The organism is Microbacterium sp. NPDC087592, assembly GCF_044743585.1.
GTDB lineage: Bacteria > Actinomycetota > Actinomycetes > Actinomycetales > Microbacteriaceae > Microbacterium.
Genome location: NZ_JBIUWT010000001.1, coordinates 674,995 through 696,121, shown reverse-complemented (window position 1 = coordinate 696,121; position 21,127 = coordinate 674,995). Strand labels below are relative to the sequence as shown.

Sequence of the window (21,127 nt, the reverse complement as noted above, 5' to 3'; positions counted from 1 at the left end):
CGCGCAGCGGCAATCCACACTGCCACAGGTGACTGGCTCCAAGGGATCTTGAGCAAGTAAGCGTTGTCGATCGTCTTCGTGGTCGAAATTCTGACAAGTGTCATGAGATAAATCGCTCCATGTGCCGGCCAAAGCAATCCCGGAAACTCGCGGGTTCTGAGTCTCATCTCATGACAACTCTCGTGAGATCGGACGCGTCGGTCGAGGTCGGCGACGATCGTCGCAGGTCCCGGTGCTTGTACGATCAGTGCGGTGCTTTTGCACCGCACCATGGCATCACCGGAAGCAGTGAATGAAGTTCGTCGAAGTCCCCATGCTCCCGATCGTGATCCCCTTCGGAGTCGTGATCTTCCTCGTGCTGATCCGGGTCCTTCGCTCCCGTGGGCGCGTCACGCTTGCCCGGGCGAGCGTCGCGGCCGTCCTCGCGGTCTACGCGGGCGGAGTGCTCGCCAACACGGTGTTCCCGATCTTCCTTCGCGTCGGGACGGGCTTCTATGACGGGCCGCGCCCGTTGTCGCTCTACCTCGTGCCGTTCGTCGACTACGGGTTCGAGGACGCTCTCATCAACGTCGCCGTGTTCGTCCCGCTCGGCGTGCTCGTCCCGTTGCTCACCGCGCGTCCGAGCTGGTGGAAGGTGCTGGCGATCGTCGCCGGTGCGAGCCTCGCCATCGAGCTGACGCAGATGGCCGCCTCGCGGCTCGCCCTCAGCGGACACCTCGCGGACATCAACGATTGGCTGACGAACATCCTGGGCGGGATCATCGGGTACGGACTGTTCGTCCTTGCGACGCGCTCGAAGACGATCGCCGGATTCGTCCAACGGTTTCGGTGGCCGACGCGTGAGCGCGCGAGCAGCCAGCCGGCCTGAAACCCAGAGGCCGGGCCGCCCGCGGCCGGGCCTGATCCCCGTTCCGTGAGGTTCTCGCGCTCAGGCGTCTCACGCGCTGTCAACTCCTCTGACGACGGACCGGCTTCCCGGATGCCGTCAACCATTCGACCGCTTCTTCCACCGTCATCTCGGTTCTCGTACCGTCGGGGCTCCGCCGAGAGCCGAACAGCACCCGATGGTCATAGTGGCTGCAGTTCTTGCGGAGAAGTTCGTAGTAGTAGTCATCGAGATAGATCTCGAACTCGTCGGCGAAGGAACCGGAGCGCGGCAGCCGGGGCGTCTTCAGCCACTGCACGACGGCGCGGATATCGTCGCTTCCGAGTGTGACGGTCGGGGGTGCCGGAAGCGATAGCCGGAAGGCCAGCACTTCGGCGCCTTCGCCTTCCCACCATTCCGCGAGGTTGAAGGAGCTGGTGTCTTTTCCTGTCAGCTGTCGGATCCGGGCCGACATCGACTCGTACGCGGATCCGTCCTCGTCGCCGTGCTCATCGACGAATCGCACGTACGCGTGCAGCTCGTGCAGCACAGCGTCGTACCGCGCTTCAGCGGTTTCGAGGTCTGGTCGCAGGGGGCGCGGGATCACACCGTCAGGATATGGCGCCGAACAGTTCAAACAGCCGCTGTACTCATGGCTGCTGCCTCGCTTCTCGCCGACCGGGAGCCTTCATGAGAAGGGAGAGTCAGGAACCGTCGCGCAGGTCGGCCGGAGCTCCCGCCGAGAAACGGATCCGGTCGAATCGCGAGTCGCAGTCCTCTCCCATCGGCGCCTGTGACATGAAGCCCACCGTCACGGGGAGGTCGGTCTTCAGGCGGAACACCCGGACGAACTCCCACCGGTCGCCGTCGTCGGAGGCGTGGAAGGCGAACGCGTCTCCGACGCGGGAGACGCGGAGATACACGAAGTCGCTCTCGACGACCGTGGAGTTGCAGTCGTCGGAGAACTCGTTGGTCACGACGCTGACGACCATCGCCCGTCCGTCGGGCGAATACTCGAAGCAGAGCTTGGCCCAGTACTGCTCATCGCACCACAGTCCCAGCACGGCGGCGTCGAACGTCGTCCGCTCTCCGACGACGCGAACCCTGGCACTCAGCGTGAAGTCGCCATCGGTCCGAAAGCCCAGCAAGCTCGCGCCGTGCTGAGTGGGACCGCCGAGCGAGTCGTTGGTCCAATCTCCTCCCGGTGCCGCATGGAGGGTGAGCTCGCCGGTATCGCTGTCGTAGCTGGCATCCAGTTCGCCGTTGGTCCATTCGAGTGTCGGCAGGGCGGGTATCTGCATGGTCGTTCTCCTCAGTGTGATGACGTCAACATATCGTGCGGCTTGGGCCCGTCGGTGAGATGGACGGCGTCGACCATCCGGCCGTCGACGAGATGACGGCGGGACCGCGCCCGCTGGGCGACCACATCGTCGTGCGTGACGACGATGATGGTCATGCCCGAGGCGTTCAGTTCGTCGAACACGTCGAGCACGTCGTCGGTGGCCTCCCGGTGCAGGGCACCGGTCGGCTCGTCCGCGATGAGGATCGGCGGGCGATTCACGAGTGCGCGGCAGATGCCGACCCGCTGCCGCTGGCCGCCGGAGAGTTCGTGCGGTGCGCGGGTGCCGAGGTGTCCGATCCCGAGCCGATCCATGAGCTGCGCGGTGTCCGCCAGAGTATCTGCCGCCACTCGGCCGCGTCGTCGCACCGCCGGGAGGAGGATGTTGTCGATCACCGCCAGCTCGTCGAGGAGATCGGTGCGCTGGAACACGAAGCCGAGCGTGGTGCGACGGATGTGTGCGAGGGCCTTGTCGTCGAGCGCGGAGAGATCGTCGTCGCCGATGCGCACCGACCCCGATGACGGCTGGTCCAGGCCGCTCAGGCACGAGAGCAGAGTCGTCTTGCCGGACCCGCTGGGGCCGGTGAGAGCCAGGTAGTCGCCTTCGGCGACGTCGAGGTCGATCCCCTCGAGTACGGTCGCGAAGTCGCCGGCGGCCGACTCGAAGCGTCGGGTGACTGCGCGCGCCGTGATGAGTGCGGGCGATGGGGGCATGTCGGTCAGCTTTCGTTGAGGAGTGCGGGGCTGTGGGCTGAGGCGATGAGGCCGCCGACCACGGCGGCAGCCGCCACCACGGGGCCGGTGATCAGGCTCCAGCCGTTGGCTGCGACGAGGTCGGTGGCGCCTCCGCCGAACGAGGAGAGGGTGGCACCGAGAACTCCCGGCCCGAGCGACTCCGTCGCGATCCACCCGAGGAGAAGACCCGCCCCGGCGACGCTCATCGCCCGGAACAGGGTGATCATGCGCAGTTCGCCGCGAGACCATCCGAGGAGCCGCAGCAGACGCAGATCGGACTCGTCGCGCGTCGCCTCGAGTCGCCCGCGGAGAGCGAACACCAGGAGCATCACCACTGCGGCGGCCGCCCCGGCGATCATCGATGCCGTCTTCAGTCGCTCGACCGTGTCGCCGAGCGTGTAGTGGACGAACCGGTCCAGCTCGGTGAACGACGCCGACGGGTGGTCGAGCGCGAGTGCCGAGGCTTTCCCGCCCTGGTCGACGCCGTCTCGGAGGTCGACCATGAACGTCTGCCACAGGGGGATGCCGTCACCACCGGGCAGCTCGACGGCTTTCCCCGATCGGCCACCGTTGGTGATGTCGTGATACAGGCCTGTGATGCGGTATCGATGGGTCGAACCGGCCGAATCCACCTGGACGGACTGGCCGACATCCACTCCGGCCGTCTGCGCAGCGAGGGTCGACAGCGCCAGCTCCCCGGGCCCTGCGGGCGCTTCGCCACGGGCATAGGCGAGGGGAAAGGCCGCGGTATCGCCCACTTCCAGGGCGACGTCATCGGTGTGGTCAGCGCCGATGAGCGCGACCCGGAAACTGGTCACCTTCGCGAACCGCGCGATGTCGGGGTCGTCGTGCAGAGAGCGCTCGAGCGCGTCGCCCGCGCCGGCTTCCGCACCCTCGCGGACGAAGGCACGGAGGTCGCTCTGGCCGACGCCCATGGTGGTGATGAAGTCGGGCGCCGCGATCGTCTGGGTCACGCGCTGGGGCAGGGCCGCCAGCGCGACCGCGAAGCCGACCATGACGATCAGCAGCACGGCGGTGGTGCCCCGCGTGGTGAGGCCGCGGATGGCGAGGCGGATGCTGACCGGAATCGGAAGATCCCCACGCAGCGCACGCGGACGACGTCGGTTCTGCACCGACACTCCGGGCCTGTTCAGGGCGAGCAGCGGGCTGATGCGCCGCACCCGGCGCATCAGCTGCGCCGCGAGCGCGGTCGGGATCGCGGACGCGACCACGACGGCCACCAGCATCACGATCGTCCCGGTGCTCCCGTGCCCGCTCGAAAGGGCGACGTCGCCGCCCCGCAGAAGCGCGGATGCAGGGAAGACCAGGAGCAGGGCGACCAGCACCGCGACACCCGACTGCACGGCGTATCCGAGGAGCAGGGTCGAGGAGACCTCGCGGTGCGAGAAGCCGATCGCCCGCATCACACCGATCCGACGGGCGTCCTGTTCGAGGGCGGTGAGGACCATGATCCGCAGACACAGCAGCGTGATGGCGAGCAGGACGATGCTCACCAGGATGGTGAGAATGGCGACCAGACCATCGGTCAGCGCGGCGATCAGACGCAGCAGGCTCCCGTCGACGGCAGCACCGTTGGCCGGGAGTCCGGCCAGACGGTAGGCCTCCGCGAATCGATCTCCTGCGTCGTCGACCAGGCGGAAGGTGAGGATGTGCTCCACGGGGAGCCGTTCGGCGAGGTCGTTCCAATCCCCTTCGGACACCACGAACCGCTTCGAGTTGACCAGACTCGGCCCCATCTGGGCGTCGCTGACGATGTCGGCGACCGTGAACGTCTGCACGTCGCCCTGCGCAGCGACCTCGACCGTGTCACCGCGCACGAGGTCGTAGGCGTCGGCGTAGTAGCCGGGCACGGCGATCTCGCCGTCGCGGACGTTCGTCGGCGTGCCATCGGGTCCGAGGAGGAAGTCGAATCGAGGGCTCTGCGTGACCAGCAGGAGGTCCATCACACCGTCGCGCGCGGCATCCGACATCCCGTGCATCCGAAGGTCCTGATTGTCGAGCTGGAGCGCATCCTGCACCTGGTGGTCGTCGACGATGTCCTGCTGCGTCGCGGCGAAGGAATCCAGCGATGAGGTCTCCAGCGGACCGACGTGCATCTGCACGGCGTCCGGCGCTTCCGCGAGCGCGAAGAGCCGCTCCGTCGCCCCGATCGTCGAGACGAGGGTGGCGACACCCGCGCCGGCGGTGGCGGAGCTGATCGCCATCAGCAGGATCAGCGAGACGCTGCTCACGGGATTCCCACGGATGCGTGCGAATGCCATCCGCCACGCGGTCGAGGCCGCCCTCACGATGCCGGGGGGAGGGCGAACGGCCAGCCGTGCAGGATGGCGCCGATGCCCGCCTCGAACTGCCGTTCGGCCGACGGGGCCCACCCAGCGGCGATGATCCGGCCGAGGTGGGGCAGCCGCGAGAGCAGTGCTGCCTCGGTGTCGTCGTGCTCGCCCTCCGCCTCGGCCGTCTCCGCAGCGGTGGACTCCGACCCCGCAGGAGCGCTGAACTCTCCCATCGCCGAGGCGACGGTGATCATCACGAGCACGTTGACGAGGTCGCCGAGGGCCGGGTCGACCGGAGCCCCGAGGTCGAGCAGGATGCCGATGGCCTCGTCGGCCACGGCGAGCGCCGCCGGTGAGGTGATCGGATGCGTCGCGACGATCGGGATGAGTCCGGAATGCGCGGCGAGCTCGGCGCGGATGGCCCGCATCAGTTCGTGCGCGTAGGCGCGCCAGTCGGGCACCCCGGAGGTGGAGGGAAGCGAGAGTCCTGTCCAGAACTCGTCGGCGAGCGCGGCGGCGAGGTCCGACTTCCCGGCGAAGTGCCGATAGGCGGTCATCGGGTCCGCCCCGAGCGCGGTGCCCAGGCGGCGCATGGTGAGCTGATCCAGACCGTCGGCGTCGATCAACTCGAGCGCTGCCGACAGTACGTCGGCGCGGGAGATCCGCTCCGGTCGAGGTGTCATCATGAGATTCCTTTCCGCCTGCGCAGGGCGAGCAGTGCGACGGCGAGCAGGACGAAGCCCGCAGCGAAGCCGAAGAGTGCCATCGACGGGCCGAGCGCGTCGAGCGCTCCGGCATGATCCAGGGTGAGCGACCGCATGGCCTGCAGTGCCCAGTATGCGGGCGACGCCGGAGCGATGGTCTGCATCCAGGTCGGCAGCGACTCGACCGGCCCGAACGCGCCGCCGATCCCCGCCATGAGCATGGCGAGCACGTTGCCGATGACCAGTGCGAGCTCGAGGGATCGGGATGCCGACACCAGGAGCAGTCCGAAGCCGATCATCGCCGAGGAGAACGCCACGAGCACCAGGACCAGTCCGAGTACGGAGCCGTTGGGGCGGTATCCGAAGAGGAGCGCGCCGCCGAGGAGCACCGCGACGAACTGCAGCAGCTGCGCGGCGAATGCCGTCAATGACTTGCCGAGGAGGAGGTCGACGCTGCGGGCCGGTGATGTCCGCAGCCGGTCCCACGTGCCCCACTGATGATCACGGAAGAACGCCGTGACGACCTGCTGGACGCACAGGAGGGCGAACAGCACGGCCAGGCCGGGGACGGCGTACTCGACACCGGACGCGGAGGCGTAACCGGCGGCGGCGAGCTGCCCCCGCGCACCGGGAACGAAGAACGGGACGAACACGAGCGGGATCACCGTCATGACCACGACCGGAGACGGGTCGCGCCACAGGATCCGTGCGTCGATCGCTGCGACGGCGAGACTATGCCGCAACACCGTGCACCTCCGCGTCGTCGAGTGTCGGCGTCGCCTGCTCGCGGAGCAGGCGCACGTACGCGCTTTCGAGGGTCGGGCGAGGGAACCGCACATCGATGATCGCGCTCGCGCTCACGCCGAGACGCGCGATCAGCTCGGCGAGCAGCTCACCCGCGCTGGTGCCCGTCGATCCGCTCACGAGCCAGTCGCCCTCGCGCACCCAACCGGCCGGCGGCTGAGTACTCGGCTGCAGGCGCACGCGCACGCCGTCGCCCTGCGACCTCACCACCTCGCTGACCTCTCCGAGGTCTCGCAGCACGCCGTCGTGCAGGAGAGTGAGCCGTGACGGGAGCTGCTCGAGCTCGGTGAGGTAGTGGGTGGTGTAGAGCACGGATGCTCCGTCGTCGGCGATGCGGCGCACCAGATCGAGGATCTGCTGGCGCGATCCCACGTCGGCACCGACGGTCGGCTCGTCGAGGAACAACAGGCGCGGGGAGTGCGTGAGCGCCATCGCGAGGTGCAGTCTGCGCTGCTGGCCGCCGCTGAGCTGCTCGGCGCGGATGCCGGTGCTCTTCGTCAGCCCCAGTCCCTCGATCACCGCCGCGCATCGTGCGCGCAGCTCACGCCCGCGCACGCCGTGAAGGCGAGCGAACCCCGCGACGTTCTCGCGCACGGTGAGGGAGGGGTAGATGCCGAGACGTTGCGGCGCGCTGCCGATCAGGGCGGCGGCGGCCTCCCGGCGGGAGGCGAGGTCGATGCCGTCGACGGTGACCGACCCGGAATCGGGTGCCAGCGACCCGTTGGCGATGGCGATCAGGGTGGACTTGCCTGCGCCGTTGGGGCCGAGGAGGCCGAGGATCTCACCCGCGGGCAGGACGAGATCGACGCCGGAGAGCACCGCACGCTCGCCGAAGGATCGCCGGATGCCGTTCAACCGCAATCGTGTGTCGCTCATGATTCCCCTTCGTAGATCTACATCGTAGACTAACTGACGAAGGGGTGGGAGCGGACGCGTCGAACGCGGGCAGGGTCAGCGAATCACCCGACCGCCGCCCCGAGACTGCGCTGCTCCACGAGCGGGCAGGCGAACACGTCGCGCTCGCCGAGTCCGACGCGGTTGATGTAGCGCACCACGATCGCGTACGAGGCGAAGAGGCCCACCTGGGTGTAGGGCACTCCGTGGGCCCGGCAGTACTCGGCGATGAGGGGTGCGGCGCGCCGAAGGTGTGGGCGCGGCATCGACGGGAACAGGTGGTGCTCGACCTGATAGTTCAGGCCGCCCATCGCGATGTCGAGGAAGCGGCTGCCGCGGACGTTGCGACTCATCAGCACCTGCCGGCGGAGGAAGTCGAGGGTCATCTCCCTCGGTACCACCGGCATCCCCTTGTGATTGGGCGCGAAGGCGATGCCCATGTAGAAGCCAAACAGCCCCAGCTGCACCGCGAGGAAGACGAACGCGATGCCGGGGGAGAGCACGAGGAAAACCAGCACCAGGTAGCCGATCATGCGGATGCTCAGGAAGGCGATCTCCGCCCACCGCCGTTCCAGTCGCCCGCGCGCGAACATGCGCCGCACGCTCGAGGCGTGCAGCGACAGACCCTCCAGTAGCAGGATCGGGAAGAACAGCACCCCCTGGTGTCCGCGCAGCCAGGTGATGACCGGTCCGTTGTGCCGGGCTGCGGCCTCGGGGGAGACGGCGATGACCGGGAGCTCGATGTCGGGGTCGGACCCCAGCTTGTTCGGGTTCGCGTGATGGCGGGTGTGCTTGTGCTGCCACCACCCGTAACTCATGCCGACGAGGAGGTCGCCGAGGATCAGGCTGATCCAGTCGTTCCAGCGCCCGGACACGAAGATCTGCCGATGTGCCGCGTCGTGCCCGAGGAAGGCGATCTGCGTGAACACGATCGCCAGAACGGCGGCTGTGAACAGCTGCCACCAGGTGTCGCCGATCCAGACGAAGGCGAGGAGGCAGACGCCCAGGACGAGCGGCGCGGCGATGAGCTTGGTCCAGTAGTAGCCGTACCGACGGTGGAGCAGTCCGCGTCCGCGGACCTGCTGCGCGAGTTCGGTGAACGCGCTCGATGTGCGTGGAGCGCCGTCGGGCGGGCGAGTGCGGATGGTCGGACGGATGCCGTCCATGATGACCTCTTCTCCACGCCGACCTCTGCGGCGGCGCGTTCTGCGACCCGAGCCTCAGCGATCCCCGGTCGTCGTCGGAAGCGGCCCTCGCTGGTGGGTTCGACGCCAGGCTACGCCGCGAACCTGCGTGCGTTCTCAGACGGCGGACGCCCCTCACGGCGGTTTCCACGGTCGTCGGCCTCTGGGATGCGATACATTGCATGGTAGGTAGAACTTCAGGCTCTACGTCGCTTTCCGTTCGAGTGGAGGAAAATTGGCACTCTCAGGTGGACCCCTCGAGCGCAGATCCATGAGTGACGAGGCATATGCCCGGTTGCAGGAAGCGATCATCAGCGGCGAGCTGCGCCCCGGTGAGCGTCTGCGGGACTACGAGCTCGCGGAGCGTCTCGGCACCTCGAAGACGCCGATCCGCCACGCGCTGGACCGCTTGGCCGATCACGGCCTGGTCGAGATGCAGCGCAACCGCTACACGCGAGTCGCGCCGATCGACCTCGATCGGGTCCGCAACGCCGTCGACCTCTTCGGCGACATCTGGATCGGCTCCGTACGCCACGTCATGCCGGTGATCCAGGATGACGACGTCGCGTACCTCACGGATCTCGCCGACGACATGTCGCGGTCGGTGAAGTCACGTGACGTGACGGGCTTCGGGACTGCGCTGCGCGCCATCGCCACCGGCTTCGCCCGCATCGAGGGCAACGCTGCGCGAGCGGTCATCATCGAACGTCTCGGACCGCAGATCCGGCGCTTCGGCGAGCACTCGCGGGACGCTTTCGAGTGGGACAAGATCGAGGCCTTCACCGTCGCCATGCGCGAAGCGATCAACGCGCGCGATGCGGTCCAGACCCGAGCAGTGCTCGTCACGCTCTTCGACGACGTGCTCCCCGCGACGATCGACCGTGCCGAAGTCGCGGGTGTGGACATCATCGACGAGGACTGAGTCCACCGGTGCCGGCATTCCAGGCGAACCCACAGGAATCGCAAAGGGTCGTCTTCTAGCCTGGAGATCCCAAGGGGAGTACTCCGATACGGTCGGGTCGTCATTACGGATGCACGTCGCATCCCGGGCCACCGGTTCCTGTTCAGGAATGGAGAAGACTTTGGCGGTGCAGTCGTACCCCGAAGTCTGGAGCCCGTTTGGACATCACCCCCCTGATCTGGATCATCACGATCGCGGTCACGATCGCGTTCTTCGTCTATGAGTTCTTCGCGCACGTGCGCACACCTCACGAGCCGACGATCGCGGAGTCGGCGCGCTGGTCGATCTTCTACATCAGCCTCGCGCTGCTGTTCGGCGTCGGCATCGGCGTCTTCTCCGGCTGGACGTTCGGCGGTGAGTACTTCGCCGGTTATCTGACTGAGAAGGCGCTGTCGATCGACAACCTGTTCGTCTTCCTCATCGTGATGACCGGCTTCGCCGTGCCGAAGATCTATCAGCAGAAGGTTCTGATGATCGGCATCGTGATCGCGCTGATCCTGCGCGGCATCTTCATCGCCGTCGGCGCGACTCTCATCGAGAACTTCTCGTGGATCTTCTACCTGTTCGGCGCACTGCTCCTCGTGCTCGCCTACCGTCAGGCGTTCAGCAACCACGAGAGCAACCCCGCGAACGGGCGCTTCATGACGTTCGTCCGTCGACACCTGCCCGTCAGCGACGAGTACAACGGCGACAAGCTGACCGTCGTCAAGAACGGCAAGCGCTTCGTCACGCCGATGCTGCTCACGATCATCGCGATCGGGTTCATCGACCTGGTGTTCGCCGTCGACTCGATCCCCGCGATCTACGGTCTCACTGACCAGGCGTACATCGTCTTCACCGCCAACGCCTTCGCGCTCATGGGCCTCCGACAGCTCTACTTCCTCATCGGCGGCCTGCTCGAGCGGCTCGTCTACCTGGCCCAGGGGCTCGCGATCATCCTCGGGTTCATCGGCGTCAAGCTCGTCCTGCACGCGCTGCACGTCAACGAGCTGCCGTTCATCAACGGCGGCCAGGGCGTCGAGTGGGCACCCGAGATCCCGATCTGGTTCTCGCTGCTGTTCATCGGCCTGACCATCGCGGTGGCCACGGCGGCGAGCCTCATCAAGACCCGTCGTGCCCCGGATGCCGTCACCGCTTCTACCGACACCACCCCCGCCATCACCCACAAGGAGCATTCTTGAGCGCGCACTGTTCTGACTCTTCGGACTCCGACAGTACGAGCGCCCGGTTCATCCCGGGCGCTCACCCCACCACAGACGAGGCGGCCCGCTGATGGGCGACCTCCTCTGGAACATCGCCCTCGTCTTCGCGTTCGTGCTCATCGGCGGTGTCTTCGCCGCCACCGAGATGGCACTCGTCACGCTGCGCGAGAGCCAGATCAACGCGATCGGTCAACGCGGGCGCCGCGGGGCGAAGGTCGCGGCCCTCGCCCGCAACCCCAACACCTTCCTCTCGGCGGTGCAGATCGGTGTGACCGTCGCCGGGTTCGCCTCGGCGGCGTACGGTGCGACATCGATCGCGCCGTCCCTGGCGCCCGTGCTCGAGTCGTGGGGGCTGGCCCCCGCGCTCGCGCTCACGGTCGCGACACTCGTGCTCACGCTCGTGATCGCCTACCTGTCGCTCGTGCTCGGAGAGCTCGTGCCCAAGCGCCTCGCGATCCAGCGCAACGCGCAGTTCGCCTACGCGGTCGCGCCCGCTCTCAACGGCTTCGCCACGGTCATGCGTCCGGTGATCTGGCTGCTCTCGGTGTCGACGAACGCCCTCGTCCGGCTGCTCGGCGGAGACCCGCACAAGACGAGCGACGAGATGACCGATGAGGAGGTGCGCGACATCGTGGCCAGCCATCAGGGGCTGCCGGATGACGAGCGACGCATCCTCGACGACGTGCTCTCCCTGCGGGGGCGGCAGGTCAGCGAGGTCATGCGCCCGCGCCCGGAGGTCGTCGCCCTCGACGAGGCCGCGAGCGTCGGCGAGGTGATGGCGCAGGTGCGTGATCTTCCGTTCTCGCGCTACCCCGTCTCGGAGACCTCGATCGACGACATCACCGGGTTCGTGCACGTCCGTGATCTGTTCGAGGCCGCGTCCGACGATCCGACGCGGCCGCTGCGCGCGCTCATGCGCGAGATCCCGTACATCCCCTCATCCGCGCGTGTGCTGCCGACCCTGACCCGGATGCGTGCGGAAGGGCACCACATCGCCGTCGTGGTCGACGAGTACGGCGGCACCGACGGCCTCGTCACCCTGGAAGACCTCGTGGAGGAGGTGGTCGGCGAGATCTTCGACGAGTACGACGCCGAGGTGTTCATCTCCGCCGACGACGGACTCGACGGGCGACTCAACCTGCAGGACTTCGAGGAGGCCACAGGCCTGGCAATGCCCCGCGGCTCTTCCGACACCATCGCCGGATTCGTGACGGAGCAGCTGGGGCGACTCGCCGTCGTCGGCGACACGGTCGAGGTTCCGGGCGCGACGATCCAGGTGGCGGAGCTCGATCGACGTCGGATCTCGCGTGTGCGGGTCACGCTCGAGCCGGTCGTGGAGCCGCAGGTCTGACCGCGAGATCGTCCGGGCTCAGTACTGCTGCACGCGGCTGCCGAGTTCGCTGAGGCCTTCGGTGAGGATCTCGACCAGCAGGCGGGCATAGCGTCCGTCGGGATCGAGGTCGGGGTCGAACACCGTGATCGACGCACCGACCGCGCCCGGTGCGAGTTCGCGCAGCAGAGCCGTGAGCTCTGCCGCCCCGATCCCGCCGGGGTCGGGGCTGTCGACGGCGGGCATGATCGCGGCATCGAGCACGTCGACGTCGACTTGGAGCCAGTAGGCGGAGCCCGCGACGGCGGCGGCCTTCGCGCCGACGTGGGTGGCGCCGAGGGAAAGGACGTCGGCGGAAGAGAAGACACCGCCCAGGACGCCACGCACCTCCGGCAGATCTTCGTCATCGTCGCGGTGGCCGATGTGCGCCGTGTGCTCGGCCGCGAAGGACGGACCGAGCCCGTCGATGTCGGCGACGGCGGGCCAGTGCCTGCCGATCGCCGCGGCGAGAGCCTCTCCGGCCACGCTCGCGCACTCGTCGCTGTTGCCCGGATGCCGGAAGTCGGTGTGACCGTCGACATGCACCAGTCCGATGCCGCCACGGCGCACGGTCGCGAGACCTGCGCCGAGCAGGATCGCGCAGTCGCCGCCGATCACGAGCGGAGCCTCGCCCCTGTCGAGCGCTGCGCCGATGCGTGCCGCCAGACGCCGCGAATGGTCGATCGTGGCGCCCTCGTTGCGCACGTGTCCCGGCGGTCTCGTGGCATCGTCGTCGACGTAGCGGCCGGCCAGGACGACGCCGGAGTCGGTCGCCCCGAGCTCGGCGAACCGGGCGAACAGGCCAGCCTCGCGCAGAGCCTCCGGTGCCTTCGCTGCGCCGGGGACGCTGCCCGGCTCGGGCGGACGCAGGCCGAGATTGGACGGAGCCGACAGCATCGTGATCATGCCTGCATCCTGAACCGGGGGTCGGACATTCGCGCGGGGATCAGGCAGGGAAGCGCACCCCGGTGATGCGCTCCGCAGCCGCCCACACTGCGGACCCGATCGCCGCGGAGCGCACCTCGTCCGATGCGGCAACCCGCGCCGGCGCCCCACGGAACTCGAGCAGACCGCCGGGGCCCCAGTAGTCGCCGTTCCTCACGTCTGCGGCCGTGGCCGCGTGGACGACGGGCAGCGCGCCGCCGTCCTTGCCCTGCACGAGCAGGCGGGTCGGCGCGGACAGGGCGCGGACGACGCCGGACACCTCGGCGAGACCGGGACGCGCAGGCGTGAGCGGGTCGACCGCATAGCCCGGGTGTGCACAGACAACCGAGCGGGAGGAGTCCGACCACCGTCGGGACAGTTCGAACGCGAAGGCCATCAGCGCCGCCTTCGACCGCCCGTATTGCCGGAGCGAAGCGCCGGTCCACGGGGCGTCGAGGGTCGCCGCGTCGAGGGTCGCGAAGCGGTGGGCGATCGAGCCCACCGCGACGACACGGGCGTCCGGCCCGAGGCTCGACTCGAGCTGCGCCACGAGGGCGAAGTGACCGAGGAAGTTGGTGCCGACCATGAGGTCGAAACCGTCGCTCGTGCGGGCCGAGCGGTCGGCCGCCTTGACCCCGGCATTGCAGATGACCGCGTCGAGCCGTTCGCCGATGTCGGCTGCCGCTTCGGTCACGCTGTCGAGGGAGCCGAGGTCGAGTGGCAGCACGCGCAGGTCGGCGTCGGGCACCTGTGCGCGGATCGCCGTGACCGCTGTCGCCGCGCGCTCGAGCGAACGGCATCCGAGCAGAACCCGCGCACCCCTCGCGGCGAGCTGCTCTGCGCACCAGTACCCGATTCCCGCGTTCGCGCCGGTGACGAGCATGGTGCGCCCGAAGAGGTCGCGGGGGAGAGGAGGGGCGGCATCCATTCCCCCAACCTAGGCCGCGCGGATGTCTCCTGCCTCAGTGATCGTGGTCGTGGTGCTCGTCATCTTCGTCTTCGAGGAGCATGCCGACCGACGTCGCGCAGGCGTCGCCCCTCCACGCCTCGATTCCCTCGCGCACGGCGAAGGCCGCGATGACCAGTCCGGCGACGGCATCCGCCCACCACCACCCGAGCAGGGAGTTCGCGACCAGCCCGATCAGCACCGCGGCCGAGAGGTACGTGCAGATGAGCGTCTGCTTCGAGTCCGCGACGGCGGTGGCGGAGCCGAGCTCGCGACCCGCACGGCGCTCCGCGAACGACAGGAAGGGCATGACCGCGACGCTGACGGCGGTCAGGACGATGCCGACGGTGCTGTGCTCCGGACGTTCGACCATGACCAGCGCTGCCACCGAGGTCGCGGTGACGTAGGCCGCGAGGGCGAAGAAGGCGACCGCGATGACGCGCAGGGTCGGCTTCTCCCAGCGCTCCGGATCACGGCGGGTGAACTGCCAGGCGACCGCGCCCGCAGACAGGACCTCGATCGTGGAGTCCAGGCCGAACCCGATGAGCGCGGCCGAGGAGGCGACGGATCCGGCGGCGATCGCGACGACCGCCTCGATCAGGTTGTAGGCGATCGTGATGCCGACGATGAGGCGGATGCGGCGATGCAGAGTCTCGCGACGGGGAAGGGTGAGTGTCGCGGTCATCAGCAGGTGCAGCCTTCACCGGAGCAGCAGTCCGGCTCCACGATGAGCGTCACCCGCATGAGCATGTCGAGCGCGGGTGCGAGGTGCCGGTCTGCCAGGCGATAGCTGCTGCGGCGGCCGTCCGGCACGCTCTCGACGAGGCCGCATCCACGGAGGCACGCGAGATGGTTCGACATGGCCTGGCGCGAGACACCGAGCGCTTCGGCGAGGTCGGCGGGATAGGCGGCGCCCTCCCGCAGGGCGAGCAGGACACCGGCGCGTGTGGGGTCGGAGAGTGCGTGCCCGAGGCGAGCAACGGCGGCCGTGTGCGTGGAGGAGGAGGCGAGGGCGGTGGTCACGTGACCACTGTACAGAAGACAATGAATTCAGAACAGGCTGAACTCAAAAATGCGGGGACGCGACGAGATGTCACGCCCCCGCACCCTGACCTGCTCAGCGGATCGCGTACACCGCGCTGCCGACGATGACGGCGACGATGGTCGTCCAACCGATGATCGCGAGCGCCTGCCAGAAGAGGATGCGGGCCTTGCCGACGCCGGAGGCGGCGAGCATCGTCGCCGTGAACTGCGTCGGCAGCAGGAGAGGGCCGAGCAGGCTGACTCCCGGGACGCCGTAGCGCTCGAACGCGCGCTGGAACTTCTCGCGACGCGGGGTGCTGTGCACGATGTCCGCGGTGCCCACCGCACCCTCTTCCGTCGTGCCGCCGCCGGCGAGGGCGACCGCCTTGGCTCGCGAGCGGTTCACGACGGCCTGCCGGGCCCCCGAACTCACCAGCACCACCACCAGGACGCACAGGAAGTTGCCCACGATCGCGGCGATCGCGGCGACCACGGGTGGGATGCCGCCGATGATGCCGATGCTCACCGCCCCCTCACCCTCGATGAAGGGGATCGCGCCGGCGAGGGCGACGATGAGGGGCTGCACGAGCTCGGGAACCTGGGCGACCAGGTCCTGGAAGGTCTCGATGAGGTTCATGGGGGTGCTCCCTGATGTCGGTGCGAACGGTTTCTCCGCTGCGATGACCCCAGTCCACTCGACGCGAGGGCGTGGCGGCAGTGTCGGGCCGTCACCGCTTCCCGGGTGGATCGCACGCGGCATCCGTGACAACTGTCACGGCCCTATCGTGGGAGCGTGAGCAGCCGCGCCGAGCCCCTCGCCCCCGTCGAGCCGAGTCCGGGGGCGCGACAGCTGTCCCGCGGCGTCACGGCCACGTGGTGGTACACCGTGACCGCCGTGATCGCGTTCGAGCTCGCCCTGATCGCTTCGTGGACGCTCACGTCCCTCGCTGACGACCTCGAGGGTTTCGTCGGCCTCGTGGTCGGCGTCGGCGGCATCCTCTGGTGCGCGTCCACGATCCCGTTGCTGCTCGACTACCGGCACCGACTGGACGCCGAACCGGGCGTGCGCTGGATGCGTCTGCTGCTGCCGTTGCTCGTCGCCCTGGTCTACGGGGTCGTCGCCGGCGTCGTCGTCGGCAGTTGGCAGCTCGCAGTGATGCCCCTCGTGCTGACGCTCGTCCTGCTGAACTGGCCGCGCGGGGTGCGGTACAAGGTGGTGATCACGGCGACGATCGCGCTCATCCTCCTCGGCATCGCGGATTCCGCTCTCGACGTCGCCGACGACAACCCGTTCCTGATCCCCGCCGTGTACACCGTCTTCTTCCCGGTGATGCTGGTCAGCTCGCTGTGGTGGTGGGACGTGCTGATCACGCTCGACCGCGCCCGCGCATCCGAGGCGAGGCTCGCCGCCACGCAGGAGCGGCTGCGGGTCGCCACCGATGTGCACGACCTGCAGGGGCACCACCTGCAGGTCATCGCGCTGCAGCTGGAACTCGCGGAGCGTCTGCTGCCGACCGACCCCGACGCGGGGATGGAGCAGCTCCGTGCCGCCCGGGTGAGCGTCGATGAGGCGCGCCAGGGGACCAGGGACCTCGCGACCCGCTTCCGTTCGGTGCCGTTGGGGGATGAGCTGGCCAACGCGCGCGACCTTCTCACCGCGGCCGGGCTCGAGGTGGAGTCCGCCATCGACGCGGATGCCGATTCCGCTCCGGCATCCGCGCTGGGCCCCGTGATCAGGGAGACGACGACGAACGTGCTGCGGCACGGCGGGGGAGCGCGGGCGCGGCTGGCGCTCCGCAGGACCGCGGATGCGTGGCGGTACGAGATCGCGAACGATGTGGTCCCCGGCGTCGAGGTCGAGCACGACGGCTCCGGGCTGGAAGGTGTGCGCCGCAGGATCGAGGAGGCACACGGCTCCCTCGAGGTGCGACGTGACGCCGACGAGTTCGTGGTGGTCGTGACGGTGCCGACGCAGGGTGAGGGCGCTCGATGATCCGCGTGCTGCTCGCCGATGACGAGGCGATGATCCGCTCCGCTCTCGCAGCGCTGCTGCGCCTGGAACCCGACATCGAGGTGGTCGCCGAGTGCGCCGACGGCGAGCAGGCCGTCGCCGAAGCCCTGCGCCTGCAGCCGGACGTGTGCCTGCTCGACCTCGAGATGCCGGGACTCGACGGGGTGCAGGTCGCCGAGAAGCTGCACAGGGCGATCGCGACGCGCTGCGTGGTCGTCACCCGTCATGCGCGACCCGGTGTGCTCCGTCGCGCGCTCGCCTCCGGCGTCTCGGGTTTCCTGCCGAAGTCCCGCGGTGCCGACGAGGTCGCCGCCGTCATCCGCCGGGTCGCCGCGGGCGCTCGCTACGTGGATCCCGAGATCGCCGCCGACGCCTTGAGCGACGAGCGCTCGCCGCTCACCGACCGGGAACTCGACGTGCTGCGCGCCGGACGCCGGGGCGAGACGACCGGTCAGATCGCGCGGGCACTCGCGCTCGCGCCGGGCACCGTGCGCAACCACATCTCGGTCATCCTCGGAAAGCTCTCCGTCGGCACCCGCCAGCAGGCCGTGCTCATCGCCGAGGAGCGCGGATGGATCTGACGGCCGATATGCTGTCAGGCATGGGAACAATATGCGCTGCGCCCATGATGGGGCGCATCTACGCGATCCGCGACCGCCGCGCCTGACGGCGCGCTCGCTCTCCGCACGCATCTGCGCGCCGTCCACCGAGATGTCATCGCACCTCGGGACGGGCAGTCCTCTCTGACGCCTCTTCGCGTCCTCCCCTCCTTCGAGGTGCTCCGATTCTTCTTCTGGAGCGCACTCATGCCTCGTTCAATCCATGGCGGCCGACACGAACTCGGCCAGAACTTCCTCACCCACCGTCCGACCCTCGCCCGCATCACCGACCTCGTCGGGCGCACCTCGGGCTCGATCCTCGAGCTCGGGTGCGGTGACGGCGCACTCACCCGCTCGCTCGCAAGGTTGGAGCGACCCCTCGCGGCGATCGACGTCGATGAGCATCGGGTGCATCGTCTGCGAAAGGCGCTGCCCGGCGTGCGCATCGAGATAGCGGATGCGACTCGCCATCCGCTCGACGCCGAGGTGGTCGTCGGCAACATCCCGTTCCATGTAACGACACCCATCCTCCGGCGACTGCTGTCCAGCGGTCGGTGGAGTCAGGCGGTCCTGCTGACGCAGTGGGAGGTGGCCCGCAAGCGGGCAGGTGTCGGTGGCGGCACCATGATGACCGCCCAGTCGGCGCCATGGTTCGAGTTCTCCCTCGAAGGGCGCGTTCCGGCCTGGGGCTTCTCGCCGCAGCCGAGCGTCGACGGCGGGGTGCTGGCCATCACCCGTCGCGGCTCACCGCTCGTCCCGGCATCCGACCGCCGGGAGTACGAGGCGTTCGTGCGGGCGATGTTCACGGGGCGAGGATCGAACCTCGCTGCGGTGGTGGCGACCGCGGCGCGAGTGCCCGTGTCCCGTGCGCGTCGATCCGTCGCGGCGGCCGGCGCCGACGACCGGCGTCTTCCCCGTGACCTCCGTCCGGAGCACTGGGCCGCGCTCTGGCGGCACCTCTCCCGCGGCTGACAAGGCCGGGCCGTCTCGCAGACGCCTCTGCGTGACGGCCCGGTCTCGTCGTCGTGAGCCCGATGTCGGAGCATCCGGGTAGCCTCGACGCATGTCCGCCTTCGCCACGCTCGCGACCCCGGTCGGGGTGATCGGGGTGGTCAGCGACAGCGTGGCGATCACCCGCGTCACGTGGCGGTCCACTCCGCCTGAGGGCAGCGCGCTCCCGGCCAGCCCGACTGCTGATCCGCTGCTCGCCGAGGCACTCGCGCAGCTCGCCGCCTACTTCGCGGGCAGCCTGCGCCGCTTCGACGTGCCGGTCGACCTCGGCGTGCAGACCGTGGCGACCAGAGCAGTGCTCACAGCCCTCCACGAGACGGTCGGGCACGGCGAGACGATCACCTACGGAGGCCTCGCCGCCCGCAGCGGTACCGACGTCCCGGCCCGGGGGATCGGTTCGATCATGGGCGCGAACCCCGTCCCCCTGATCGTCCCCTGCCATCGGGTGGTGGCCGGCGACGGCCTCGGCGGATACTCGGGCGGTGACGAAGGTCGCGGGCTCGAGACCAAGCGCTGGCTGCTGGAGCACGAGGGGTCTCTGCCGACCTCGCTGTTCTGAACAGCGGCGGCGGCATCCGTCATCCCGTCATCTCACCGACGAACACCCTGCGAGAATGGACGTGCCGAGTCCCGAGCCGAGGAGCCAACGTGCAGTTCATCTCCACCCGCGGCGGCATGCAGCCGCAGTCGTTCAGCGAGACGCTGTTGGAGGGCCTCGCGCCCGACGGCGGACTGGCGGTGCCCGAGGTCATGCCGACCGTCGACGGCGAAACGCTCGAGCGCTGGCGTGCGCTGACGTACCCGCAGCTGGCGACCGAGGTGCTCGGGCTGTTCGCGACCGACATCCCGCGCGCGGATCTCGCGCGGATGACCGATGCGGCATACGCCGGCTTCCCCGACGGCGTCGTGCCGCTGCGGGCCATCGATGACGAGCTGACGCTCGTCGGACTCTCCGAGGGGCCGACGCTCGCGTTCAAGGACATGGCGATGCAGTTCCTCGGACAGGTGCTCGAGTACACGCTGGAGCGCAACGACGCCGTGCTCAACATCCTCGGCGCGACCTCGGGCGACACCGGTTCTGCGGCCGAGCACGCCCTCCGCGGCAAGGAGCGCGTCGCGGTGTTCATGCTGTCGCCGCAGGGCCGCATGAGTGCGTTCCAGCGGGCGCAGATGTTCTCTCTCGACGACGCGAACGTGCACAACATCGCGGTCGAGGGCGTCTTCGACGACTGCCAGAACCTCGTGAAGAAGCTCGCCGGCGATCTGGACTTCAAGCGCGCACAGCACCTGGGCGCGGTGAACTCGATCAACCTCGCGCGCATCACGGCGCAGACCGTCTACTACTTCTGGGCGTGGCTGCGGGCGACGGATGCCGGTGGCTGGACCGAGCTGTCCTTCACGGTGCCCTCCGGTAACTTCGGCAACATCCTCTCCGGCTTCTTCGCCAAGCAGATGGGTCTCCCGATCCGTCGCCTGGTACTCGCCGCGAACGAGAACAACGTCCTCGACGAGTTCTTCCGCTCCGGCGTCTACCGCCCGCGCAGCGCCGCTCAGACGCTCGCGACCTCGAGCCCCTCGATGGACATCTCCAAGGCGTCGAACCTCGAGCGGTTCATCTTCGAACTCGTCGGCCGTGACCCCGCCCGCGTCGTGGGGGCCTGGGACGACCTCGAGGCCCAGGGGTACTTCGACTTCTCGGCCGATCAGGAGCGCTTCCTCGAGGAGTTCGGCATCGTCAGCGGCACCTCGACGCACGCTGACCGGCTGGCGACGATCCGCTCGGTGTACGAGACGACGGGTGAGGTCATCGACCCGCACACGGCCGACGGCGTCAAGGTCGCGCGCGAGTATGTCGAACCGGGTGTTCCGATGCTCGTGCTCGAGACGGCCAAGCCGGAGAAGTTCGCCGAGACGATCCACGAGGCCATCGGTGTCGAGCTCGGCTATGCGCCCGAGCTCCAGGAGATGCTCGACGCTCCCCAGCACGTGACCGAGATGGGTGACGACGAGCACGCGCTGCGCGCCTTCATCGAGACGAACGCGCTGCACTGATCTTCGCGGCGGTCGTCGAGACCCCCACTTCACGTCGAGACCCCCTCGTGCCGCTGTCGGCAGGAGGGGGTTTCGGTGTTTCCGGGGGTCTCCACGCGAGCTGTCGCGGGCGTGACGCAGAGCGGGTACGTGCGATGCGCACATCCGGGTTCGATTCTCGTGCGATATGCACATGTCGTGCGGTGTCCGAGCGTGGCTACTGTGGCGCAC

Annotated in this window: 22 protein-coding genes; 9 read left to right on the top strand and 13 right to left on the bottom strand. The window is 68.7% G+C overall.

Going from position 1 to position 21,127, the window contains the following annotated elements:
- The first annotated feature begins 292 nt into the window (after positions 1-292).
- Positions 293-868, top strand: coding sequence for a VanZ family protein (locus tag ACIOTO_RS03390; protein ID WP_400856480.1), 576 nt, complete (start codon positions 293-295; stop codon positions 866-868).
- A 79-nt stretch (positions 869-947) separates the two neighbouring features.
- Here ACIOTO_RS03390 and ACIOTO_RS03385 read toward each other — a convergent pair whose 3' ends face one another.
- From ACIOTO_RS03385 to ACIOTO_RS03350, 8 genes are all read right to left on the bottom strand, one after another.
- A complete protein-coding gene (locus tag ACIOTO_RS03385) occupies positions 948-1,472 on the bottom strand; it encodes a hypothetical protein (RefSeq protein WP_400856479.1) in 525 nt (174 codons plus the stop codon).
- 97 nt (positions 1,473-1,569) lie between these two features.
- On the bottom strand, positions 1,570-2,166 hold the full coding sequence (locus tag ACIOTO_RS03380) for a DUF1349 domain-containing protein (protein WP_400856478.1): 597 nt from the start codon (positions 2,164-2,166) through the stop codon (positions 1,570-1,572).
- An 11-nt stretch (positions 2,167-2,177) separates the two neighbouring features.
- The gene (locus tag ACIOTO_RS03375) at positions 2,178-2,918 is read right to left on the bottom strand and encodes an ABC transporter ATP-binding protein (protein WP_400856477.1); all 741 of its coding nucleotides are present in this window, start codon (positions 2,916-2,918) and stop codon (positions 2,178-2,180) included.
- A gap of 5 nt (positions 2,919-2,923) precedes the next feature.
- Positions 2,924-5,191, bottom strand: a complete 2,268-nt coding sequence (locus tag ACIOTO_RS03370) for an FtsX-like permease family protein (RefSeq protein ID WP_400856475.1) — start codon at positions 5,189-5,191, stop codon at positions 2,924-2,926.
- 53 nt (positions 5,192-5,244) lie between these two features.
- Positions 5,245-5,919, bottom strand: coding sequence for a TetR/AcrR family transcriptional regulator (locus tag ACIOTO_RS03365; protein ID WP_400856474.1), 675 nt, complete (start codon positions 5,917-5,919; stop codon positions 5,245-5,247).
- Positions 5,916-6,680 carry an ABC transporter permease gene (locus ACIOTO_RS03360; RefSeq protein WP_400856473.1) on the bottom strand — a complete coding sequence of 255 codons (765 nt, stop codon included), beginning with the start codon at positions 6,678-6,680 and terminating at the stop codon, positions 5,916-5,918. The genes ACIOTO_RS03365 and ACIOTO_RS03360 overlap by 4 nt, the downstream gene beginning before the upstream one ends.
- Complete coding sequence (locus ACIOTO_RS03355) at positions 6,670-7,617, bottom strand: ABC transporter ATP-binding protein (RefSeq protein ID WP_400856472.1); 948 nt, start codon at positions 7,615-7,617, stop codon at positions 6,670-6,672. Before ACIOTO_RS03355 ends, ACIOTO_RS03360 begins: the two co-directional genes overlap by 11 nt.
- An 83-nt stretch (positions 7,618-7,700) precedes the next feature.
- Positions 7,701-8,801, bottom strand: coding sequence for a fatty acid desaturase family protein (locus tag ACIOTO_RS03350; RefSeq protein ID WP_400856470.1), 1,101 nt, complete (start codon positions 8,799-8,801; stop codon positions 7,701-7,703).
- A 289-nt stretch (positions 8,802-9,090) separates the two neighbouring features.
- Between ACIOTO_RS03350 and ACIOTO_RS03345 the strand changes: the two genes are divergently transcribed.
- The 3 genes from ACIOTO_RS03345 (at position 9,091) to ACIOTO_RS03335 (ending at position 12,333) form a co-directional block, all read left to right on the top strand.
- Positions 9,091-9,741: a GntR family transcriptional regulator gene (locus ACIOTO_RS03345; RefSeq protein WP_029273773.1), complete on the top strand. Its 651-nt coding sequence runs from the start codon at positions 9,091-9,093 to the stop codon at positions 9,739-9,741.
- A gap of 197 nt (positions 9,742-9,938) precedes the next feature.
- A complete protein-coding gene (locus ACIOTO_RS03340) occupies positions 9,939-10,961 on the top strand; it encodes a TerC family protein (RefSeq protein ID WP_400856468.1) in 1,023 nt (340 codons plus the stop codon).
- A gap of 91 nt (positions 10,962-11,052) precedes the next feature.
- Complete coding sequence (locus ACIOTO_RS03335) at positions 11,053-12,333, top strand: hemolysin family protein (protein ID WP_400856466.1); 1,281 nt, start codon at positions 11,053-11,055, stop codon at positions 12,331-12,333.
- A gap of 18 nt (positions 12,334-12,351) precedes the next feature.
- Here the strand turns inward: ACIOTO_RS03335 and ACIOTO_RS03330 are convergent, their stop codons facing one another.
- The 5 genes from ACIOTO_RS03330 to ACIOTO_RS03310 all read right to left on the bottom strand — a co-directional run bounded on the left by ACIOTO_RS03330 (position 12,352) and on the right by ACIOTO_RS03310 (position 15,881).
- A complete protein-coding gene (locus ACIOTO_RS03330) occupies positions 12,352-13,257 on the bottom strand; it encodes an arginase family protein (protein WP_400856465.1) in 906 nt (301 codons plus the stop codon).
- A gap of 40 nt (positions 13,258-13,297) precedes the next feature.
- Positions 13,298-14,203, bottom strand: a complete 906-nt coding sequence (locus ACIOTO_RS03325; protein WP_400856464.1) for an SDR family NAD(P)-dependent oxidoreductase — start codon at positions 14,201-14,203, stop codon at positions 13,298-13,300.
- Positions 14,204-14,237: 34 nt separating this feature from the next.
- On the bottom strand, positions 14,238-14,906 hold the full coding sequence (locus tag ACIOTO_RS03320) for a cation transporter (protein WP_400856462.1): 669 nt from the start codon (positions 14,904-14,906) through the stop codon (positions 14,238-14,240).
- A complete protein-coding gene (locus ACIOTO_RS03315) occupies positions 14,906-15,244 on the bottom strand; it encodes an ArsR/SmtB family transcription factor (protein ID WP_400856460.1) in 339 nt (112 codons plus the stop codon). Before ACIOTO_RS03315 ends, ACIOTO_RS03320 begins: the two co-directional genes overlap by 1 nt.
- Before the next feature lie 94 nt (positions 15,245-15,338).
- Positions 15,339-15,881, bottom strand: a complete 543-nt coding sequence (locus ACIOTO_RS03310; RefSeq protein WP_400856459.1) for a small multidrug efflux protein — start codon at positions 15,879-15,881, stop codon at positions 15,339-15,341.
- A gap of 156 nt (positions 15,882-16,037) precedes the next feature.
- Here ACIOTO_RS03310 and ACIOTO_RS03305 point away from each other — a divergent pair, with 156 nt between their 5' ends.
- From ACIOTO_RS03305 to thrC, 5 genes are all read left to right on the top strand, one after another.
- Positions 16,038-17,237 carry a sensor histidine kinase gene (locus tag ACIOTO_RS03305; protein WP_400856457.1) on the top strand — a complete coding sequence of 400 codons (1,200 nt, stop codon included), beginning with the start codon at positions 16,038-16,040 and terminating at the stop codon, positions 17,235-17,237.
- Positions 17,234-17,836 carry a response regulator transcription factor gene (locus ACIOTO_RS03300; protein ID WP_105711110.1) on the top strand — a complete coding sequence of 201 codons (603 nt, stop codon included), beginning with the start codon at positions 17,234-17,236 and terminating at the stop codon, positions 17,834-17,836. Before ACIOTO_RS03305 ends, ACIOTO_RS03300 begins: the two co-directional genes overlap by 4 nt.
- A gap of 225 nt (positions 17,837-18,061) precedes the next feature.
- Positions 18,062-18,826: a ribosomal RNA small subunit methyltransferase A gene (locus ACIOTO_RS03295; RefSeq protein WP_400856456.1), complete on the top strand. Its 765-nt coding sequence runs from the start codon at positions 18,062-18,064 to the stop codon at positions 18,824-18,826.
- Between the two features lie 91 nt (positions 18,827-18,917).
- Complete coding sequence (locus tag ACIOTO_RS03290) at positions 18,918-19,424, top strand: methylated-DNA--[protein]-cysteine S-methyltransferase (protein WP_029263808.1); 507 nt, start codon at positions 18,918-18,920, stop codon at positions 19,422-19,424.
- An 89-nt stretch (positions 19,425-19,513) separates the two neighbouring features.
- Complete coding sequence (gene thrC, locus ACIOTO_RS03285) at positions 19,514-20,917, top strand: threonine synthase (RefSeq protein WP_372468441.1); 1,404 nt, start codon at positions 19,514-19,516, stop codon at positions 20,915-20,917.
- Positions 20,918-21,127 lie beyond the last annotated feature (210 nt).